Source organism: Chryseobacterium cupriresistens (assembly GCF_046614675.1).
Taxonomy (GTDB): domain Bacteria; phylum Bacteroidota; class Bacteroidia; order Flavobacteriales; family Weeksellaceae; genus Chryseobacterium; species Chryseobacterium cupriresistens.
In genome coordinates this window covers 273,773-293,178 of sequence record NZ_JBKKJT010000001.1, presented here as the reverse complement: position 1 = coordinate 293,178, position 19,406 = coordinate 273,773, and the positions used below count along the sequence as shown (strand labels likewise).

General features: G+C 34.5%; 14 protein-coding genes. 9 read left to right on the top strand and 5 right to left on the bottom strand.

Annotation, left to right across the window (positions count from 1 at the left end):
* The first annotated feature begins 107 nt into the window (after positions 1 to 107).
* The 3 genes from ACLI50_RS01390 (at position 108) to ACLI50_RS01380 (ending at position 2,278) form a co-directional block, all read left to right on the top strand.
* A complete protein-coding gene (locus tag ACLI50_RS01390; RefSeq protein ID WP_047433485.1) occupies positions 108 to 494 on the top strand; it encodes a hypothetical protein in 387 nt (128 codons plus the stop codon).
* A 318-nt stretch (positions 495 to 812) separates the two neighbouring features.
* Entirely contained in the window at positions 813 to 1,061 is a 249-nt protein-coding gene (locus ACLI50_RS01385; RefSeq protein ID WP_411412990.1) for a hypothetical protein, read from the top strand.
* A 95-nt stretch (positions 1,062 to 1,156) separates the two neighbouring features.
* The gene (locus ACLI50_RS01380; RefSeq protein ID WP_047433487.1) at positions 1,157 to 2,278 is read left to right on the top strand and encodes an aspartyl protease family protein; all 1,122 of its coding nucleotides are present in this window, start codon (positions 1,157 to 1,159) and stop codon (positions 2,276 to 2,278) included.
* A gap of 88 nt (positions 2,279 to 2,366) precedes the next feature.
* Here ACLI50_RS01380 and ACLI50_RS01375 read toward each other — a convergent pair whose 3' ends face one another.
* From ACLI50_RS01375 to ACLI50_RS01365, 3 genes are read right to left on the bottom strand one after another with little or no spacing between them, the layout of a single operon-like run.
* Entirely contained in the window at positions 2,367 to 4,922 is a 2,556-nt protein-coding gene (locus ACLI50_RS01375; protein WP_411412989.1) for a S9 family peptidase, read from the bottom strand.
* A complete protein-coding gene (locus tag ACLI50_RS01370; protein WP_227942430.1) occupies positions 4,912 to 6,315 on the bottom strand; it encodes a RagB/SusD family nutrient uptake outer membrane protein in 1,404 nt (467 codons plus the stop codon). Before ACLI50_RS01370 ends, ACLI50_RS01375 begins: the two co-directional genes overlap by 11 nt.
* A 25-nt stretch (positions 6,316 to 6,340) precedes the next feature.
* Positions 6,341 to 9,361 carry a SusC/RagA family TonB-linked outer membrane protein gene (locus tag ACLI50_RS01365; protein ID WP_411412988.1) on the bottom strand — a complete coding sequence of 1,007 codons (3,021 nt, stop codon included), beginning with the start codon at positions 9,359 to 9,361 and terminating at the stop codon, positions 6,341 to 6,343.
* A 656-nt stretch (positions 9,362 to 10,017) separates the two neighbouring features.
* Between ACLI50_RS01365 and ACLI50_RS01360 the strand changes: the two genes are divergently transcribed.
* The 5 genes from ACLI50_RS01360 to ACLI50_RS01340 all read left to right on the top strand — a co-directional run bounded on the left by ACLI50_RS01360 (position 10,018) and on the right by ACLI50_RS01340 (position 15,472).
* Positions 10,018 to 10,272: a helix-turn-helix domain-containing protein gene (locus tag ACLI50_RS01360; RefSeq protein WP_411412987.1), complete on the top strand. Its 255-nt coding sequence runs from the start codon at positions 10,018 to 10,020 to the stop codon at positions 10,270 to 10,272.
* Between the two features lie 349 nt (positions 10,273 to 10,621).
* Positions 10,622 to 11,614: a hypothetical protein gene (locus ACLI50_RS01355; protein ID WP_411412986.1), complete on the top strand. Its 993-nt coding sequence runs from the start codon at positions 10,622 to 10,624 to the stop codon at positions 11,612 to 11,614.
* Between the two features lie 350 nt (positions 11,615 to 11,964).
* Positions 11,965 to 13,161: a hypothetical protein gene (locus tag ACLI50_RS01350; RefSeq protein ID WP_411412985.1), complete on the top strand. Its 1,197-nt coding sequence runs from the start codon at positions 11,965 to 11,967 to the stop codon at positions 13,159 to 13,161.
* Between the two features lie 142 nt (positions 13,162 to 13,303).
* Positions 13,304 to 14,044 carry a hypothetical protein gene (locus tag ACLI50_RS01345; protein ID WP_411412984.1) on the top strand — a complete coding sequence of 247 codons (741 nt, stop codon included), beginning with the start codon at positions 13,304 to 13,306 and terminating at the stop codon, positions 14,042 to 14,044.
* A gap of 99 nt (positions 14,045 to 14,143) precedes the next feature.
* On the top strand, positions 14,144 to 15,472 hold the full coding sequence (locus ACLI50_RS01340; protein ID WP_411412983.1) for a hypothetical protein: 1,329 nt from the start codon (positions 14,144 to 14,146) through the stop codon (positions 15,470 to 15,472).
* Between the two features lie 62 nt (positions 15,473 to 15,534).
* Here ACLI50_RS01340 and ACLI50_RS01335 read toward each other — a convergent pair whose 3' ends face one another.
* Both ACLI50_RS01335 and ACLI50_RS01330 read right to left on the bottom strand, forming a co-directional pair.
* A complete protein-coding gene (locus ACLI50_RS01335; RefSeq protein ID WP_411412982.1) occupies positions 15,535 to 16,440 on the bottom strand; it encodes a DUF8370 family protein in 906 nt (301 codons plus the stop codon).
* A 156-nt stretch (positions 16,441 to 16,596) separates the two neighbouring features.
* Positions 16,597 to 16,818 carry a DUF2188 domain-containing protein gene (locus ACLI50_RS01330; RefSeq protein WP_202269548.1) on the bottom strand — a complete coding sequence of 74 codons (222 nt, stop codon included), beginning with the start codon at positions 16,816 to 16,818 and terminating at the stop codon, positions 16,597 to 16,599.
* A 268-nt stretch (positions 16,819 to 17,086) separates the two neighbouring features.
* Here ACLI50_RS01330 and ACLI50_RS01325 point away from each other — a divergent pair, with 268 nt between their 5' ends.
* The gene (locus ACLI50_RS01325; protein WP_411412981.1) at positions 17,087 to 19,258 is read left to right on the top strand and encodes a hypothetical protein; all 2,172 of its coding nucleotides are present in this window, start codon (positions 17,087 to 17,089) and stop codon (positions 19,256 to 19,258) included.
* Positions 19,259 to 19,406: the final 148 nt, after the last annotated feature.

Sequence of the window (19,406 nt, the reverse complement as noted above, 5' to 3'; positions counted from 1 at the left end):
ACGAGTTCTGTCGCTACACGAAACTATCTTTGTATCAGTAAGAAAAAGGATAAGAGCTCTTCCAAACTTTACTTAAATTATTAACCAATTAACCTAACCAAATCATTATGAACAAATTCCCATTTACTCCTGAAGGAGTACAAGCAAAACAAGAAGAACTGAGTACATTAACTCTTGAAGAGAGATTAAAAATTGCTGAATATGTAGCAAGCAATCCTGTTGAATTCATTTCTGAAAACTTTGAGATGTCTGACGAGCAGCAGGTATATTTAAAAGAACTTGAACTGGTCGATATCAGAGTAACAGGATTCAGCCTTGCTATTGGATTCTTAGGACAGATTCCTGTTGAAATGCAGGATACAACACCTCCTTCAGCTTTCGCTGCAAGAGGAAAGAAAAAGAAGGAACTTTCAGCTAACGTAAGTACAACAACCAATCCGCAGACTGGTACTACTACTGTTACAGGTTCTGTAGGTATCAAGTGGTCTTGGTAATCTATGACTGTTATTGTAATAAAGGCTGTCTGCATGACAGCCTTTATCAAAAAAAAACTAATTTTTTTCATTTAATTTTTAACACGACGAGTTCTGTCGCTATGCGAAACTATCTTTGTTTCAGTAAGAAAACAGAATAAGAGCTCTTCCAGTCTTTACTAAGTATTAACCAATTAACCTAACCAATCATTATGAACAAATTCCCATTTACTCCTGAAGGAGTACAAGCAAAACAAAAAGAATTGAGTACATTAACTCTTAAAAATTGCTGAATATGTAGCAAGCAATCCGGTTGAATTCATTTCAGAAAGCTTTGAAATGTCTGATGAACAACTGTTGTATTTAAAAGAAGTAGAATTAGTCGATATCAGAGTAACAGGATTCAGCCTGGCAATCGGATTCTTAGGACAAATACCTGTTGAGATGCAGGATACAACGCCTCCTTCAGCTTTTGCTGCAAGAGGAAAGAAAAAGAAAGAACTTTCAACCAATGTAAGTACTACAACCAATCCACAAACTGGTGCTACGACTGTTACAGGTTCAGTAGGTATCAAGTGGACCTGGTAATTTACCAAGGCTTATGAACAATAAGGCTGCCCCCATATGGCAGCCTTTATTTATTTTTTTAATTATATTTGCCTGACACCCCGATAAATAAGAAAATGAAAAATATTAAATCACATTTATTTATATTACTATTAACACTAACCCCTTTCTTTTTTAACGCTACGACCATACCTTTTGAGCTTATCGATGGAAAAATTGTTGTTGATGTGAGTATTAAAAATAATAGACATAGCTTTATTTTTGATTCGGGAGCTTTTACCATCATTTCAGCTGAGCTAAAAAACCAGCTGAATGAAAAAAAAAGTACAACTGTTTTCGAAGGCGTAGATGCAAATAACGCAAAGTCTAAGATGGAGGTTTTCTCAACAGATTATATCCAAATAGCAGATCTGAAAATGAAAAACATCAATTTTTCATTTGCTGACATCAACTGGATGAGTGGCCGGGCATGCAAAAAGATCAGCGGGATTTTTGGTGCCAATATGATGAAGGATAAGGTTTGGCGGCTAGATTTTAAGGCAAAGACTATTACAGTCTTTGATAAACCTCAGGAACAATCTGGTACTGTTGCAGCAATCCCTTTTTCCGAAGAAAGCTTCACGGGTGTTCCCAAAATTAATGCTAAAATAAGAAATCAAAATATAGAATTCATTTTTGATACCGGCTCAGGAATGGGCTTTACAGTAAATCAAAAGGTGTATGATAAAATAAAAGATAAAGACTTTATAACTTTTGAAGGACTCTTATCACAATCCTTAAATAGTATTGTAAAAGGGCAAAGACAGGTTGATCTAATGGAAGTCGAGCTTAATAATACCCAACTTGGTCCTCAAATTATTGACAGCAGTTCAGATTCTCCTAATCTCATTGGTACAAAATTTATTGAAAACTACTTGGTAGACCTTGATTTTATCAGCAAAAAAATTCTTCTTGCCAATGAAGGGAAAAAACCGCAATATCAAAGTTTCGGAATCGCATTAGCTCCTGTTGACAACAGCATTGTTATTGTTAACAAACTTGAAGTTCCTCAATTATCAGAGATAAAACTAACGGATAAAATTATTAAAATCAACAACTCTGATGTAACAAAGGCCTCAGGCGACACCTTTTGTAAAATAAAGGAACTCCTTGACCAAAATCAGTCTATTACCATAGAGAATGAATCTCATAAAACATTCACTTTAGAAAAAAAAGATGTTTTACAGTATCTGCATTAGAATTATATAATCACGTAACAGCACTTATCATGCTAAAAGCTTCAGAATATTTCTGAAGCTTTTAGTTTTATTTACCACTTAGTAATTCTTAAAACTGTATATCTTTTTTCATTTGTTTCTCTATCCATGGAATCCCCCTCTTCCCTTTCAGAAAATAATCCCACCAATCCCGTATCCTAATTTCCAAATCTTTCTCTGCCAAGGAACCAGTTGTAAAAACATGTCCTTCTCCCGGATAAAGCAATGCCACGACATCCTTTTTATTTCTTTTCAATCCTATATACAATTCAATCGTCTGATCCCATACAATCCTTTTATCCTCCATCCCGGTCCATAAAAGCATCGGGGCACTCACTAGATGTACATTATCAATCGGATTATTATCCATATACAGCTTCTTATTTTCTGCAAAAGAAGCATCCATATTATACTGTCCCTCTTCAAACTGCCAGTAAAAAGGAGTCGATGATGTTTCATTATAGGAAAAATACATTCTGGTCAGATCACTGGCTCCTGCTCCGGAAATATAGGTCTTAAAACGGTGGGAATGTCCTGCTATAAAGTTCGTCCGGTAGCCTCCAAAAGAATGACCTATCAATCCTACATTCCTAAGATCAACGCCCGGATGATTCTCTAAAGCATCCAGAGAACTTTCCACACAGTCGAGTGCTGAGAGTCCTACCCCGGATACTCCGTTTACAATATCCGGCAGATACACAAAATATCCTTCTTCCAGAAGCTTCTTTATAGAAAACCCTACCGGAAAATTATTGAGTGGTGACAAATACTGGTTAGGATTTCTGCTTTGCACCTCATAGATATGTACCACCATCGGATATTTTTTCCCTTCTGTATATCCAATCGGATAATACAGAAGCCCTTTTAAAGATATCTCCTCTTTATTTTTAAAACTAATAATCTCCATACTAATCAAAGCAGATGTTTTATCCTGTGGATTACTCTGAAAGATAACATCCCCTTTTGGGTGTCCGATCTCTTTATAAACAATCCCCGGCGGCTTATGAAGGCTTTCTTCTACATATATGGCTTTATTTAACATTCCATCCGTCTTATACCACGTGATATTAGAGCCTGAAGAAGCCATGAGTGTTTCTACCTTACCCTTATGCCATTTTAAAAAAGTCTTCTCTATGGTTCCTTTCCTTGTTAATGACAAGAGCACCGGAGCATTTATATCCAGTATGCTTCTTCTGAAATTATAACCTGTTTCAGGATATAAATCCGTTTCATCTTTAGTGACCACCCTTACTTCATTTTCCTTATCGATAGTAAGTGCCGTAAACTTTCCATTATTGATTTCATATCTCCAAAGATCACTGCTGGTTTCAAAGTAGATCGTTTTGCCATCTTTACTGAAATACGCTTTTGTCAGGTCCTTTTTTTCAAGAGCTACCCTATTTAACGTTTCTGTATCCAACAATATCCATATTCCTTCCTTATTTTTATACACAAAATGATTTCCGCGATCTGATACTGAAACCTCCGCCTGCATGATGCCCAGATCTTCATACGTATTCTTTTTCATATTATAAAACCAGCCATGAATCAGAGGAAACAGGGTGGAATAATTCTGAAGTTCATCCCTGTTAAACATCAGAAAGTAATCCGAGTTATTCAGGCTTGCTACCGTTGTAAACCGGTCAGAGGGAACCTTGATCACCTTGCCTTCATCTTTCTGCCATATCCAGTATCTTTTTACAAAGGAACCTTCCTGCTTCGCCTCGAGATTCCCGTCATTTCCATACCAGATATCCACCGTTCCTTTTTCTGCCGCAATATGCGTCATTCCCGTAATCATAACCGCTTTTCCTTTCTGTATTTCCGTAAACCGCAGGTATTCCTCCTGCTTTATTTCTCCGATATCCGGATACAGCAGCTCTAAGTTCGCTGTATCCACAAAAACAATTTTCTGAGACTTACTTTCTGTACCAGCATTACCGCCACTTGACACTTCTTCCTTAAGAATCATCAATTTTCCTGAAGGTGTTTCCTCAATGCTCCGTATCATACCGGATGTAGAATATACTCTTTCCACTTTATCACCGGAATACCTGACGAGCTGGTTTTCCCGGCCTTCTTTTTTCACAATATACAATGCAGATACTGAACCACTCAATCTGAAATACTGCACCCGCTCTACTCTTTCCAGCAGTTCAGATTTTGCATTGTAGATATGGAGAATACTGTCACTGGTCTGCACAAAATATTTCTGTCCTTTCTCCATGATCCCGCACTGTATAATACTTCCTGAATCACTGCCCTCCCGGCCTGTTTTCACTTCTTTCTGCATTCCTGTAGCAAGATTCCATAACAGGGCTTTTCCCTGCCCCAATGCCAGCAGCTGATTGCCTTTTACAAAAGAGTACTGGTATTTGTTGGTCAGCGTTCCAACCAGTGATTTTACTCCTGATCTTCCTGCAGCCAGTACCACTGCGGTATCATAATTATTCCTGTACACTTTTGTGGCTACGATCCATTTGCTGTCATCCGACACTTTATTAACGGCAATGTTGTAATACTGGGAACTTTCATCTTCCAATGAATCCCTAAAGACCTGTCCATAACAGACCATTCCCAACAGAATAAGTAAGAGAATAATCAGTTTATTGATGTTAATAGCCATTATTCTGCGGTTTAAGGTTAGGATTAAGGAGAATATCTTTCTGCGGAATGGGCCATACACTATGAAAAGTTTTCCAGTTGGGCTTTACCGCCTGCAGATCAGCGAGCCTGTTATTGCGTTTTAAGTCCAGAAAGCGGTGTCCCATTTCGGTAAAGAACTCCCTTCTGTTTTCCAAGAGGATTTCACCCAGTAAAAGCTCTTTTGAAACTGATGTTAAAGCACTCAGGCCTGCCCGCTGTCTCACCGGATTGATATACTGCAATGCTTCCCCAGTCTTATTCTGCTGAGCCAGCGCTTCAACCAGCAGTAAATAGACTTCTTCCAGACGGAAGACGATAGAATCTTCCGTATCATTGATGGTGATATTTTTATACTTATCCGCTCTGTACCACATATTCCCTCCCACGGTTACCGCAGCCATCCACTGCTGTTTTCTAAGGTCTCCCGCTTCAAATGAATTCACGAGGCTTTCAGATAACGCGTATCCTGTAGGCGCCGCTCCTGAAAAGTAGTATACCATCGCTTCTTTCACAGGATCACCGGGATTCGCGGGCTTTAACTGCCATATAATATGCTTTGAATCCTTCTGAAACACCTTTGACAAGTCATTCTGAAAACTGTACAGCGGACTCCCCAAAATGGTCTTAAGCACATGCTCTGCCTCTGCCCACTTCTGCCTTACCATATACACTTTGGCCAGCATCAGCTCTGCTGTTTTCCGGTTGGGATATACCCTTTCCGCGTCCCGGTACTGATCCGGGAGCAACCCCGCACAGTAAGAAAGATCCGTTTCCAGCCTTGACAGCACCTCCCCGGATTCTATCCTTGACAAAGACTGATTAACCTTATAATCCGTTGTTACCGGATAAGGAACGGGTCCAAAGACCTGCTGAAGATAAAACAAAAGCATGCTACGTACCAGAAGAGCTTCCCCTTCTATCCTGTTCTTTTCATTACCCGGCAAAGCTGATGCTCTGATTCCTTCTATGATGGCATTGGCAGCATAGATATGTTGGTAAGCGGTTGACCATACCGAATACACGGTAGAATTGGTATCGGTCTGCTGGTTATGATACAGCGCCAGTACGCCATTGGTATCGGTTAAGGCATAGGAGTCCAGATCATCGGTATAGACACCCAGAAAAGGTCCCAGTGACTCCCCTGACAACGGTGAGTTATCCCTTAAGCCTGCATATAACCCAGCCAGCGCTGCATTAGCGGTCTGAACATCCGCAAAGACCTTATCTTTTCCGATCTGATTGGAAGGCGTTTCCACTTCCAGCATCTTTTCACAGGAGAAAGCAAGGATACAAAACAGCAGAATCATTCCCGTATTCCTCCAGAACACCATCGCCTTACGATATTGATTTATATTAATTTTAGAATTTTTCATTATTATTTTTTTTTAGCATTTAGATTTACAGGGTGATCAGCACTCCCATGGAATAAGTTTTTAAAGGCGGCAGGAAGCCAATGTTCCTGAACTCAGGATCAGGCCCGAAGTATCTGGTAAAGGTCAGCAGGTTCTGTCCCTGAAAATAAACTTTCACACTTTTAAATGTGCCCTTTACCGGAACCTGATAGCCCAGCTCCAGGTTCTTAAGGCGGATAAAAGAAGCATCGGACACCGTTGCCGTACTGTTCATAAAAAACACATGGAGCTGATTCCTGATCCCATTACTGCCTGAAGAATACGGCATATAGCTTCCCCCGGGATTCTCAGCAGACCATACATCCAGTACCTCCTGAGGCTGGTTATTCATGGTTCCCGGTATCGGCATGATATTGTTATAATTCCAGTTTCTCTGTTTCACAAACTGAAAAAGAAACGACAGGTTCCAGTTCTTATAGCGAAGGGTATTGTTCCAGCCTCCAAAATAACGTACACCTATATTCTCCACAGCCTGCCTGTCATCAGGCGCTGTGATCTTGCCATCGCCATTAAAGTCTTTGAACCGGTATAATCCCGTAGCCGGATCAATTCCTTCATACTGGTATACTTTTACTGAAGTAATAGGCTGTCCTATGACATAGGTATTGGCATAGGTAGACCCTGCAAGACCCGGAAAAGCAACCAGCTTGTTCTTTGGAAAACTTATATTAACGTTTGATTCCCACTGAAAAGCTCCACCTGAAAAAGGTCTCCCGGAGAGTTCCAGCTCCCATCCCGAGTTCTCCACGACGGCATCCAGATTCGCCAGTACACTTGGAAACCCAGTTATGGAAGGAAGCTGATATCCCACCAACTGGCTCGAAGAACGGTTCCTGTACCACGCTGTGATCAGGTTAATCCTGTTTTTCAGAAATCCCAGCTCCAAAGCCGCTTCCAACTTGGTGGTCTTTTCCCAGCTGTAATCCGGATTATACAGCCTTGAAGGATTGAGGCCTGCGGTATTGTTATACAGGTATTCCGAGAGATCATAGGTATCCAGATACCCATAGTCTCCAATATTATCACTTCCGGTAGTTCCGTAGCTGCTACGAAGTTTCCCAAAGCTCAGCCATTTCTTATTTTTCAAAAATCCTTCCTGAGAGAATATCCATGCCGCTCCCACGGCCCCGAAATTCGCAAACTTATTGCTGGGACCAAAGCGGCTGCTTCCATCCCTTCTTCCCGTCACATTCAGGATATACCTTCCGGCATATTGGTAATTCACCCTTCCAAAGAAGGCGGCATATCGGTACTCCGTTTTAATCTGATCGGTAATAATCCTGGTCCTTGCCGCTCCTATATTTTCTATAAAAGCATTGCTCTCAAATCCAATCCCGATCATAGAACCCTGATTGCCTGTATCCCGCTGAAAGGTCGTCCCTACCAGCACATCCAAGGCATGTCTGCCCTTCTTCATCTGCCAACTGAGTTGAGGTTCCAAAATAAAGGAAAAACGGTCCTGATTACTTCTATATGACTGCGAGCTTGCACTGGACTGCCCCTGATAGGAAGCAGGATTATACATGGTATTGGGCTTTAATGACCTTTCATCAAAAGACTGGTAATTAAGCCCTCCACTGAACTTCAGAAACCAATATTTCAGCAGTTCATACTGTACATTTATATTGGTTAAAAACTGCTTGTTCTCATAGGAATAGGAGCTGTTATAGAGCCCTGCCGGATTGTTAAAGGAATTGTTCTCCCAATTGAGGCTCCCATCCGGCAGATATAAAGCAGGAGCATAGGGAACCATCAGGTAAGCCTGTCTGGTAATATCCTCACTCAGTACGTTATTTTTCTGAAGGGAAAACCTGCTGGAAACACTGAGCTGAAAACGTTTGTCTTCAGAACTGTGGCTGATATTGGCAGCCAGATTATCCGCCTTATACTTGAACCCTTTTGAAAACACGGTAGACTGCTCATTGTGCCCATAGCCTACCAGAAAACTTGTTCTGTCATTGCCTCCGTTTAAGGAAAAATTCGCGGTAAAAGCATCTGCGGTATTTCCGAGGAGTTCTTTCCTCCAATCGGTATACCTCCCCTGATCCCACACTCCATTGACATCATAGGCATTAGCCGGATAGGCAGAAATTCCATCATTCTGATAGGCCTGCCTCCGCATCCTTAGATAATCCTCAGTCTTCATCATCGTTAGATTACTGATCACAGAACTCACCGCATAGGAAGTCCCTGCATTTAGTCCCAGATTCCCTGCTCCTCCTGCACCTGCACCAACTTTCCCATTCTTCCCTTTCTTGGTAGTGACCAGCACGACTCCATTCGCTCCCCTAGATCCATAGATCGAGGTCGCATCCGCATCTTTCAGAATCTCAATACTCTCAATATCCGCAGGATTAATACTATTCAGCGGATTGATACTGCTGGCGGGCAGTACCGCTCCTGAAAACTGGGAAGCCATTTCTCCTCCTACCGGAACCCCATCTACTACATACAATGGATTATTCCCCAAAGCCCTCAGACTGTTCTTTCCTCTTATCTGAATATCATAGCCTCCTCCCGGCATTCCCGAGTTCTGTACAATATTCACTCCCGCTACCCTTCCCTGAGCCGCAGAGAGCACATTCAAAACAGGTTGATTTTCTATATCTTTTGCTGAAACTTTGGCGATACTACCGGTTCTTTCTTTGTCTTTAACCTTGTAGTAGCCAGCGTTGAGAATAACTTCTTCGATTCCCTTTACTTTTTGTTCTAAGCTGATATTAACGACGTTCTGATTAGTGAGTCTGAATTTTTCTTCAGCATAATCAGGATGTCTGAACAATAGGATGGAATTTTCTGCTGAAACCTGTAATGTATAGGTTCCGTTGTTGCCAGTCATGGTTACCTGATCACTGCCCTCTTGGGAGATTACAACTCCATGTAAAGGTTTGCCAGATGATGTAACAGTACCGGAAATGGTGCGTGTTTGAGCTTTTATGTTGATGCTTACAGCGGTAAACATGAGCCCAAAGAAAATGCCTCCTATATGGTAATAGGAATTTTTCATAGATTTGTAAAGGTTTTTAATTTTTAAAGATTAATTACTGAACTACGCTCTTTCCCGTTGGTCTGCAAACGCTATGGGAAGGAGCTTTTTTCTTTCTTCTGATTTTTAAGTTGAGTAGTTTTTTTTGATTCATTTTTTAGATAAAGACTTTCCTGATGCCCTTTGGTTTGAAAAAGGACTGGTGAGGTTCTGTAAGCAGTGACCTTAGGGCACCGGAAAGAATTTAGTATGAATGAAATCTGTGTTCCCGTGTAAGCTTTTTAAAGCCGCAATAGGTTGTACCCTCCTATTGTATCGTGTAGTCTGATACTATGTTTAGGAAGCGGGCTTAGACTTTTTATGTAGAGATAAAGCGAACAGCATTGAAAAAAGACGGCGTGGAACTCTACATTATCTAACTTGGGGTACTGGTATACCTTGAAACAGATAAGAGAGCCCACGCCTAGGTCGTGAGCTTAATACTTATCCTCTCGTTTCGTAAATTACCAGTTTTCAAGTTGAGATTCTAAGCAATAGCTTCTATATTTCTTTGAAGTATCGCAAAGTTACATTATATGTAACGTATGTTACAAATATATTAAATATTTTTCAATTTGGGGATATATCCCCAAAAGAAATTTTGAAAAAGTCAGGATTTTAGCTTCAAATCATTAAAAATGAATATTACTGAAGATTTTCTGATTGAAATTGGAAAGAAAATTTCTGAGATTAGAGATAAAAACAAGCAAACGCTAGATGATATTGAATTTTTGACAGGAATTGATTCAAGTGACATAAATAAATATGAGCTGGGTAAAATTAATCTAACTATGAAAACACTTATAAAATTGTCAAGTGCTTTAAAAGTTAAACCTAAAGATTTACTGGATTTTAAATTTGATTTTGAAAAGTATAACAATGAAAAATCCTAACTAACAGCTAGGATTTTGTTTTATTTACTAATTTCTCTATAGTAACGAGCAGAACATTGTTTTTAAAACTTCTTCTGTCTCTTTGTACTCTTTTTCATTTTGCTAAATTCTTTGTTTGTGCTGTAAAGTGAAACTGATAATACGATTATTGCAATCATCTAAATAATGCTGTAGATTTTTAATCCCTTCATATTTTCACTTTTTGTAAATGTAGGGATTTTTATCGCATCGCAGGAGGAGGCAATGAATTGCTTGTAAGATAATTATCAATTTAGCTCTGTTTAATTATTCTTCATGGTGAAAAGTTTAAAATTTTGTAAATTGAATTTAAATGATTTTTAAGTTTTAAATGGAAAAAGTTATATTACTGAAAACACAATTAGCTGAAGCAGCAAGGTTTGGAAAGTCAAAAGAATTTAGATATCAGAGACTTGCTGGAATATTTTTAGATAATTTTGTGGAGATACAATTAAACTCAATAGCCAAGCAAAAATTTTTATTGGACACTGAGTTATCGAAATTTCAAGAAAAAAAATATACTGAAAAATATAGAAGACGAGTATTAAATCATTACGACGAGCTCCTCAAATTTGCAGTTAGTGAAGGTATTATTAATGAGCAGGAAAAATATTTATTAGCATTTTGTCATGATGTGAGAAACAATTTATACCATAGTATAAAAGAAGAGAAACTATTTGTTGCCATTTCAATAAAAGTTTTGAAAGACATTATAACCAAAAAGCAGCCTCATTGGAAAAATACAAGTCGATTTACAGCACATACCGGGACAATCATAGACCCATATAAATATAAAAATTTAATGAGTAACAGTCCGGAAGATTGGACAAAATTCTTGAATCAATATTTTGATTTCATTGATAAAAGAACCTTAAAACCGTCAAATCTCTTGCGAAAATTTATCCTTGAAAAAATGAGGGCTGCTCGAAACAATTACAAGTTTTTGAAAAATGAATTTGCGGATTATTTTCCTTATGCAGAGAACTGGGGATTTAATGAGTATATCTATTACTATTATTTTAAAACGTTGCATGCTGAAAAGCTTAGGGAAATAAATGAAATAGAGGACAAAAAAGAAAAAGATAACTCCCGTAAATCATTAGAGGAAGAATATAAAAATACTTGGAAAAAGAAAAAACTATCCAGAATAGAAGCTATTGAGAAAAAAGCAAAATCAATGTCAAATAGTGATATTTCAAAGAGTTTGGAGATATATACATCATTAAGAGACGAAATAAATTTAATATCACAGGGATTGGAAAATGCAGCATCAGATTTATATGCACAAATTGATCTTGAAGCGGAAATGGCAAATGGTAATTAGGTTTATGGAGATTACTTGCCGGATCAAATAATTTAAAATTTGCGAAATAGCTCACCTATCACATGCTAATTTCGAACTGAAACTCTCGGACGATGTCCAAATTTCTTTTAAGTATCGCAAAATTACATTTATTGTCGCCTATTATAAAAGTATGTTAATATAGTAGCATTTGTAATAAAGATTTAATCAAGTAACTTTTTATGGTATAAATATAAACTCACAACAACTACGCAAAATAAACGCGTAGTTGTTAGTTTACTTTGTATTATGAAACAGGCAAATCCCTGATGAATACCTTAAAACATTACCTCAAAAACATGAACAAATTTTAATTTTATAACTTTTCATAAATGATAACAATAGAGAATTTGACATCAATGATAAAAGGAACGCTTAAAACGCTCCATTTTTTTAATAGTGATTGCAAAGAGATAAGTATTAAAGATGTTTATCTTCTCAACGAAGATACACTTTGTTGTGATTTTTATCCAGTTTCAGAAAATTCATATGATATAAAGTTTGAGATGGCTCCTATTCTTGGCTGCTTTAATAGTTTTTTCAGAAACAATCAATATGAGAATATTAATCTGAAGAACTATGCTATCAGAGCTTATGATGAGGATGATATTGAAATTCTCTATGCTTTATCAAGTAAAGCCAAAGCGGAATTGATTGGAAAAGGAGGGTCAATAGAATGGCTTACAACAGCCTTTTTTCAAGAAAACACGGCAGATTTTCGCCTTGGTCAGGCAAAGCAGATAATTTCTGAAATTGAAAATGGACTGAGGGAAATCGTCAAGATTAAACTTAAAGACAAGTTTGGAAATGAATGGTGGGAGACCGCAATAGACAATAAGACAGCAAGAGATGTCAAGAAGATCTATCTTAACAACTTTGCTGTAGATTGTACTAATGGAGATATTCTTATTGACTACACATTTATATATCAAGTGAAAGATATAATTTTAAGCAACTACGAATTATTCAAATCTTATTTTCATAGTTCCAGCCAGTTTGAAAGTTTGATGGATAATTTTAATAAATTAAGAAGAGAAGAAGCTCATAATAGATCTATTTCAAATATGGATTTGGAAAATCTGCGTAGACTTCATGAAGATCTGTTAGCTGATATTCTAATTGACCTAAAATCTTTTCAATCATTGTTTTTAACAGAAAACTGGAAAAGAAAAATAAAAAAAATAATGATTGAAGGAAGGCCTGAAGCAATTCATAACGAGACCGAGATCAGCAATGAAGCTGATGTTATACAAAAGCTATTAAAGATTCAAGAAAACTTGTCTTCCCGTATTTCATATTTAAACGATACAATAACAAAGTTAAAATCTGTCGCAGCACCAATACATAAGAATAGTGTCCATTCCGAATTGATAAGCTGTTTTGAAAAGGATCTGATACTACGGAAAACGCTCCTTAATGAGACTTTAACGTTACATAATGAGAAGATAAGTACAATTGTAAATCAAATAAAATCTCACGAACAACAAATGGATGAATTCTCTGCGAAATTCTTGCTAAATGAGAAATAATAGAACTTTTGTGTAAATTTAAGAACATTTAAAAACTAATAATCGGAATTCATGCAGGAAAAATATGCAACACTAAGATAGAATTTTAAATCCAAATGACTTTATTTTTTGAAAGTTAATCGTAATTTTAAAACTGTACGCATTGAACCAAACATTCGAAATAATGCACCCGCCAGAAAAACTTGCTGATGGGTTCCTTGAATTTGCTAAATCCATACATCAAAAAACAATAGATAGAGGAGCAAAATTCACGGAGGAAGAAATGAGTGAAATATTTAATAACAGTTTTCCTGGAATATCGAGAGCTAACATACTCTTTTGGGTTGCTGATGTAAACAAATTTATAAAAACTGTCAATTTAATTTTATCTGATTTAGAAGACATAAAAAATGACAAAAATACATTAAAAGGAGAACCTGTAATAAGAAGTGAGTTCTTGTTTCAATCATTCTTTGGAGAATTTTTTAAGATGAGAGAAATTGCAAAATTATATTTGAAATTTTTTAAAAATCTAAAATTACTGAACAATGTTAACAAAGAGGAGTTTTATAATTTCTATCCACTTGCATTTGATTGGGTTTACAAAATAAGAAATCAATTCATTCATTTAGGAATGGAAATGAAAAACTTCGATGTTGATTTTGACATTGAAATCTTAAACGAATTTCCCGAAGAAGACAGAATTAAATTCATTAAAGCATTTAATGAATCAAATACTCGTGAAAACACTGTTGAATTTCAATGTGCAATTTATATTAAAATAATAAAACATATAATGAAAAATTATATAGACCTTCAAATTTTGATAAACGAGACATTAGCAGATTTAATTCTATCTTTTGAGAAGTATAATTTGGAAATTACTATAACTGAGAATAAATAAAACTACTAATTTATTGGCAAAACGAGGGAAACAATGCAATGCTGGAGATAGTTAGGACCGTACCTGTAAATAACTTTATCTTTATAAAACATCACTGAAATGAACGAAGATCAACTTCAAAATGAAGTTTTCAATTTTGTACCAAAAATAATTGAAAATAAAATTGAAAAAAAATTTAATAATCTATCGGATATACAACTAAAAGGTTCTTCAGCGGAAAAAGGATTTATTGATCTTAGTGATAAAATTGTCGAGTCACCAATTATTTCACGACAAAATTTTTCCGATTTAAGTGATAAAAAAATATTTATATTAGTAAAAGGTAGAGAATTTGGATTTTTAGAAAAAGATTACAAGGAATTTTATAAATATGTTTACCAGTTCATTTCTTTAGATAATTTTAAAGAAAGAGTTTCTGTTGATTATTTAAAAGAGAAAATACTTTTGTGGATTGTTGATGTTCATATCAACGGAAAAGTAACTGAAAACTTAATGACTTATTTATTTCGGAATATATCAAAGGACGTACAAAATCAAACTTTCTATTTTCCAATACTTAATATGGAAATTGAAAAAGAATTTTATATTGGAAATGCAAAGATTACATACTTTACAAAACAATATCTGGACGAATTCTATGAAAATAAACTATCAGGAGAATTAGAAAAGTCAACTTTTAGTAAATCATTTGGGAAGTTTTTAGGAAAAGTATTAGTTTCTGTTGATATCGAAGCAGAAAGTAAGTTAGCCATTAGCTTAGCAATAAAAAATGCTTCGTATGTTGTTGATGTATTAAAATTAACAAGCCCAACCGTTACGATTCCTTCCGAAAGATGTTTTCTAGAATTAGAAAGTAGGATTCCTTTTGATTACGAATATCTATCATTTAAAGATAATGATATTTCAAAGTTCACTTATCATATCGGAATTAACAGGGAGCACGAATTAAAGTACACTTCAGAAATGATAGAAAGTTGGTCAGAACTATTTGAAGAATTTGGAAATTTGATTAACAAAAAAGATGAAAAGAGTATTTTGATTGCAAACTCAATTTCATTTTATTCAAAATGCATTGCCGAAGAAGATTTGCATTTGAGAATTTCAAAACTTATTATGATTATTGAAAGTATATTTCTTAAAGAGGATGAAAATTTTAAAATGGAGATCAAAAGTAAAAGACGTCTATTAGATTTCAGATTCGACTCAAATCACAAACTTAAAAATAATTTTAGATTAGTTTTAGATAATATGTATGAAATTAGACATAAAATGACACACAAATCTATTAGATTATATATTGATAATAGTGAGCTTCGGCAATTCCAACAAGAAATAGTTCATATATTATTTATGATTTGCAAAATATCATCGCCAAATTTTCACAAAGAAGATTTCTTAAATTGGTTGGATAAAAAAGCTAATGTATAATAAAAAAGCACTCTGTAAAAATAATAATTGCGGCTTGTGACCGCAATTATTTAATCAATATTCTATCTTAAATCATCTAAATTAAGTTCAGGATAATGCTCTTTGGCATACCAAACAAATTCATCTAATGAGCCATTGAATTTTTTGACAAACTCGATTAATTCATCTTTCGGTTTTCTGTATGCTTGATAAATTTTCTTTACAATTGCTTTTCTTGTACCGTTTTTCAATTTGAAGATAAACTTACCATCTGAAGAAAGCGGTTTTTTCCTATTTAGAATTTCAAAAGCAAGATAATTTCTTGCTATAAACCAATTATATAAATTCGAATAGGCTCTTCCCCCACTAATAATAAATTTTGGTAATAATATGATTGATTTACCTGCAAAATTTGGTAAATCAGCAGATTTTTTTTCCCACTTTGTAGTAATGGCATTATAGAACTCAATCTTAGCTGAAATTGTAGAAACTTTATGCTTTTTACATATTTTCAAAGTTAATTCAGCAAAAATATCTCTACAAACATTTGCGATAATATCTGACATAATATCTTGACCAATGCCTTTTACAAGTAGTAAGACAAAATGCGCTTCGTTTGTAATTGCAATATTTTGTTTTGCCAATGAGTTGTTTCTCAAAGCATCATAAATTACTTCTGCTCTTACATCTGAAACTGCTTTGCCTTTGTTTCTATCGGAATATCCTAAATGATATTCGTTTGGTTCGTGCAGATGAGAAAGAAATTCTATTCCTTCATTTCTCTTGTTTGGCTTAATAAAATCTCTGTTAAGTTTTATTAAAAACTGATGTACTCTTTCATAGACTTCAAGAGAAACAGGATTACTATGTTTATTATTTTCAATTAAGAATGGGCAAATAAATGCCTCTAAATCTTCCCCTAAAGGGATGTCTACAAAGTCGATATCTTTATTTCTCAACTTTGTAAAATAAGTATTAAATGTTTCCATTTTGTTATTTTATTAAATTGTTATTTTCTCTAAATTTTTGTTCATCATCTACTTTTAATATATATATTTAACTCATATCTAATTAATTTTTAAATTTGCTTTTCACCAACAGTGGAAAAACGTCACTGATAACTTGATTTCATTCATTTTTGATAATTAGCCTTTTACATCACTTGGATCATTACCATAACTATTTTTAGCTCTGATCTGGCCACCTTTTCCATGAATAAAAAGCTCAGATTCTTGATTAATAGCAATATTCCTTGCTTTATCAATAGCTTCTTTCTGCGTATTTGTAATTACGGTATTCTTTTGATTGCCTGCTCCTTTTACTGCCCACTTTCCTTGATGCGGCACGACGTGTTGATTTTTTTTCATGATAGAAAATTTTAATTTGTTATAATTTTACTTTCAGTAATTAAGCAAGTGCACATTACCAGATAATTCGAATATTTAAAAAAAAATGAGTTATCTATTACACTTTCTAATTATCATAATACGAAATTAGAACTATACTACGCGATGATTTTGCGTAGATGAAAGTTTTATGCAATTTTTCAAAAAAATTCCATATTATGGTTTCACGTACATTTATTATCGAAATAAATCTTATTATTGGAACTGATATTTTTTTAAATAAAAAACCATGAAAATTTTAAAATTAGATTTTGAAAATTGCTTCGGTATAGGAAAATTAAAACATGAATTTGATTTTAGTAAGGTTAATTCGTACCTTATTTATGCTCCAAACGGAACAATGAAGACATCATTTGCTAAGACGTTTGCTTTAATTTCCAAAAATGACAAAAAAGATCAACCAAAAGATTTAGTTTATAACAAAAGGTCAAAGTCCAATATTACATTTGATGATGAAGAGCTAATTCCAGATTCAATTTTAGTAATTAATGCAGAAGATAGTTCTTACGACGCAACTCATAAAATAACATCATTTATAGCTCGAAAAGAGCTAAAGGAAAAATATGATAAAATATATAGTGAACTTGATGATGCCAAAAGTGAACTACTAAAAAAACTTAAAGCCATTTCAAAAAGCAATGATTGCGAAGTTGAATATGTTGGGACTTATAGTAATAATTCTAATAAAGATTTTTTTGAGGTACTTACTTCTCATACCAAGCAACTTAATGAAAGTTCTGATAAAATCACCTTTAGATACAACGCAGTGTTTGACACTAAGGGAAATGTGAAAAAATTCTTGGATAAAAATGAAGATTTATTAGATGATTATGTAGAAAACTACAATCAAATCCTATCAAATTCCAAACTGTTTAAACTGACCGGTGAAAATACATTTGGAACCTACCAAGCAAATGAAATTATTAAATCAATAGAGGATAATTCCTATTTTGATGCTGGTCATAAATTTGTTTTAGAAGATGGAACAGTGATTACAGAATCATTGCAGCTAAAAGAAATTTATAATGCAGAACTCGCTCGAATAATTGCAGACGAAAAACTTAAAGAATCCTTTAATAAAGTAGACAAAGCAATTGGAGCTAATGTAGATTTAAGGTTGTTTAAACAAGTGATTGAAAAGGACAACTCAATACTGGTCAGTTTAAAAGACTATGATGGTTTCAAAAAGAAAGTTTGGACTAGCTTCATGTCTGAAGTAAAAGAAGATGCTGAAATTTTATCTAAAAAATATGAAGAGAAAAAGAAAGAACTTGATACTATTATTACAGAATCAAAAAAAGAACAAGAATTGTGGAAAGATATAATTAAAAAGTTTAATGATAGATTTTACGTTCCGTTCGAGGTTAAATTAGGCAATCTACATGATGTTATTTTGAAACGTGAAACAGCTAATCTAGAGTTTGTTTTTAAAGATAAAAATGAAGATCCTAAAAGACAGAGTAAAGATAACCTCCTAAAAGTTTTAAGCAAAGGAGAAACAAGAGCTTATTTCATATTACAATTTTTATTCGAGATAGAATCAAGAAAAAATAATGATGACAATACTTTAATAATTTTTGACGATATCGCCGATTCTTTTGATTATAAAAATAAATATGCAATAATCGAATATATAGCAGACCTCCATTATTCCGAAAATTTTAAATCACTTATTTTAACACATAATTTTGATTTTTACAGAACAATTGCTTCCCGTCTGGGTATTGGACAACAATGCTACATGACATCGAAAGATGAAAATAGAAAAATTCATATTATTGAGTGGGTATATAAAGAGGATTTGTTCAAAGAATTTTTAAATAATTATAATGACCCAAAAACATTTATTAGCCTCATTCCGTTTGTTCGTAATATCATAGATTATTGTGATTCAAAAAACACAGATGATTATAAAAAGTTAACTAGCTGTCTCCATGAAAAACCAGATTCCAAGGATATAACAATTGAAGATGTTTTTAATATTTATAAAAATAGAATTACTAGACTTAAAAGTTGCGAATTGGAGTTTGAGAAAACAATCAAAATCCAAGATTTTATCTTTTTAACTGCAGATTCTTTGATTGAGGAAAAAGAGATTTTAGAAATTTTATTGGAAAATAAGATTACACTAGCAATCGCATGTAGATTAAAAACCGAACAGTATATGATATCAAAGTTACCAAATGTAGATTTGATAAAACTAAAATCCGTTCAAACAAGAATTCTATCGAATATGTATAAAAAGAGATACCCTACCAGTACCAATCTAGGAACTATCGATAGAGTAAATTTGATGACACCTGAAAACATCCATATAAATTCTTTTATGTATGAACCTTTAGTTGATATGTCGGTTTATCATTTAATAGATCTTTACAAGAGTATAAAAAATTTAAAATAAGTAAAGTAAGATTTTTTTGAGTTTTTATAAAATTAAAATATATTTGTAAACGTAGACAGGTCATAGAGATTTAGGTTATAATCTTTAATTTAAAATCCATTAATTATGACAGTACACTGTTTACGTTGCGCTGGTTGGAAACCAGTGT

Bases quoted from the DNA above. Each gene is read 5' to 3' on its own strand.
- ACLI50_RS01355 (WP_411412986.1), top strand. From the start codon at position 10,622: ATGGAAAAAGTTATATTACTGAAAACACAATTAGCTGAAGCAGCAAGG.
- ACLI50_RS01370 (WP_227942430.1), bottom strand. From the start codon at position 6,315: ATGAAAAATTCTAAAATTAATATAAATCAATATCGTAAGGCGATGGTG.
- ACLI50_RS01375 (WP_411412989.1), bottom strand. From the start codon at position 4,922: ATGGCTATTAACATCAATAAACTGATTATTCTCTTACTTATTCTGTTG.
- ACLI50_RS01385 (WP_411412990.1), top strand. From the start codon at position 813: ATGTCTGATGAACAACTGTTGTATTTAAAAGAAGTAGAATTAGTCGAT.
- ACLI50_RS01350 (WP_411412985.1), top strand. From the start codon at position 11,965: ATGATAACAATAGAGAATTTGACATCAATGATAAAAGGAACGCTTAAA.
- ACLI50_RS01335 (WP_411412982.1), bottom strand. From the start codon at position 16,440: ATGGAAACATTTAATACTTATTTTACAAAGTTGAGAAATAAAGATATC.
- ACLI50_RS01360 (WP_411412987.1), top strand. From the start codon at position 10,018: ATGAATATTACTGAAGATTTTCTGATTGAAATTGGAAAGAAAATTTCT.
- ACLI50_RS01325 (WP_411412981.1), top strand. From the start codon at position 17,087: ATGAAAATTTTAAAATTAGATTTTGAAAATTGCTTCGGTATAGGAAAA.
- ACLI50_RS01330 (WP_202269548.1), bottom strand. From the start codon at position 16,818: ATGAAAAAAAATCAACACGTCGTGCCGCATCAAGGAAAGTGGGCAGTA.
- ACLI50_RS01365 (WP_411412988.1), bottom strand. From the start codon at position 9,361: ATGAAAAATTCCTATTACCATATAGGAGGCATTTTCTTTGGGCTCATG.
- ACLI50_RS01380 (WP_047433487.1), top strand. From the start codon at position 1,157: ATGAAAAATATTAAATCACATTTATTTATATTACTATTAACACTAACC.
- ACLI50_RS01340 (WP_411412983.1), top strand. From the start codon at position 14,144: ATGAACGAAGATCAACTTCAAAATGAAGTTTTCAATTTTGTACCAAAA.
- ACLI50_RS01390 (WP_047433485.1), top strand. From the start codon at position 108: ATGAACAAATTCCCATTTACTCCTGAAGGAGTACAAGCAAAACAAGAA.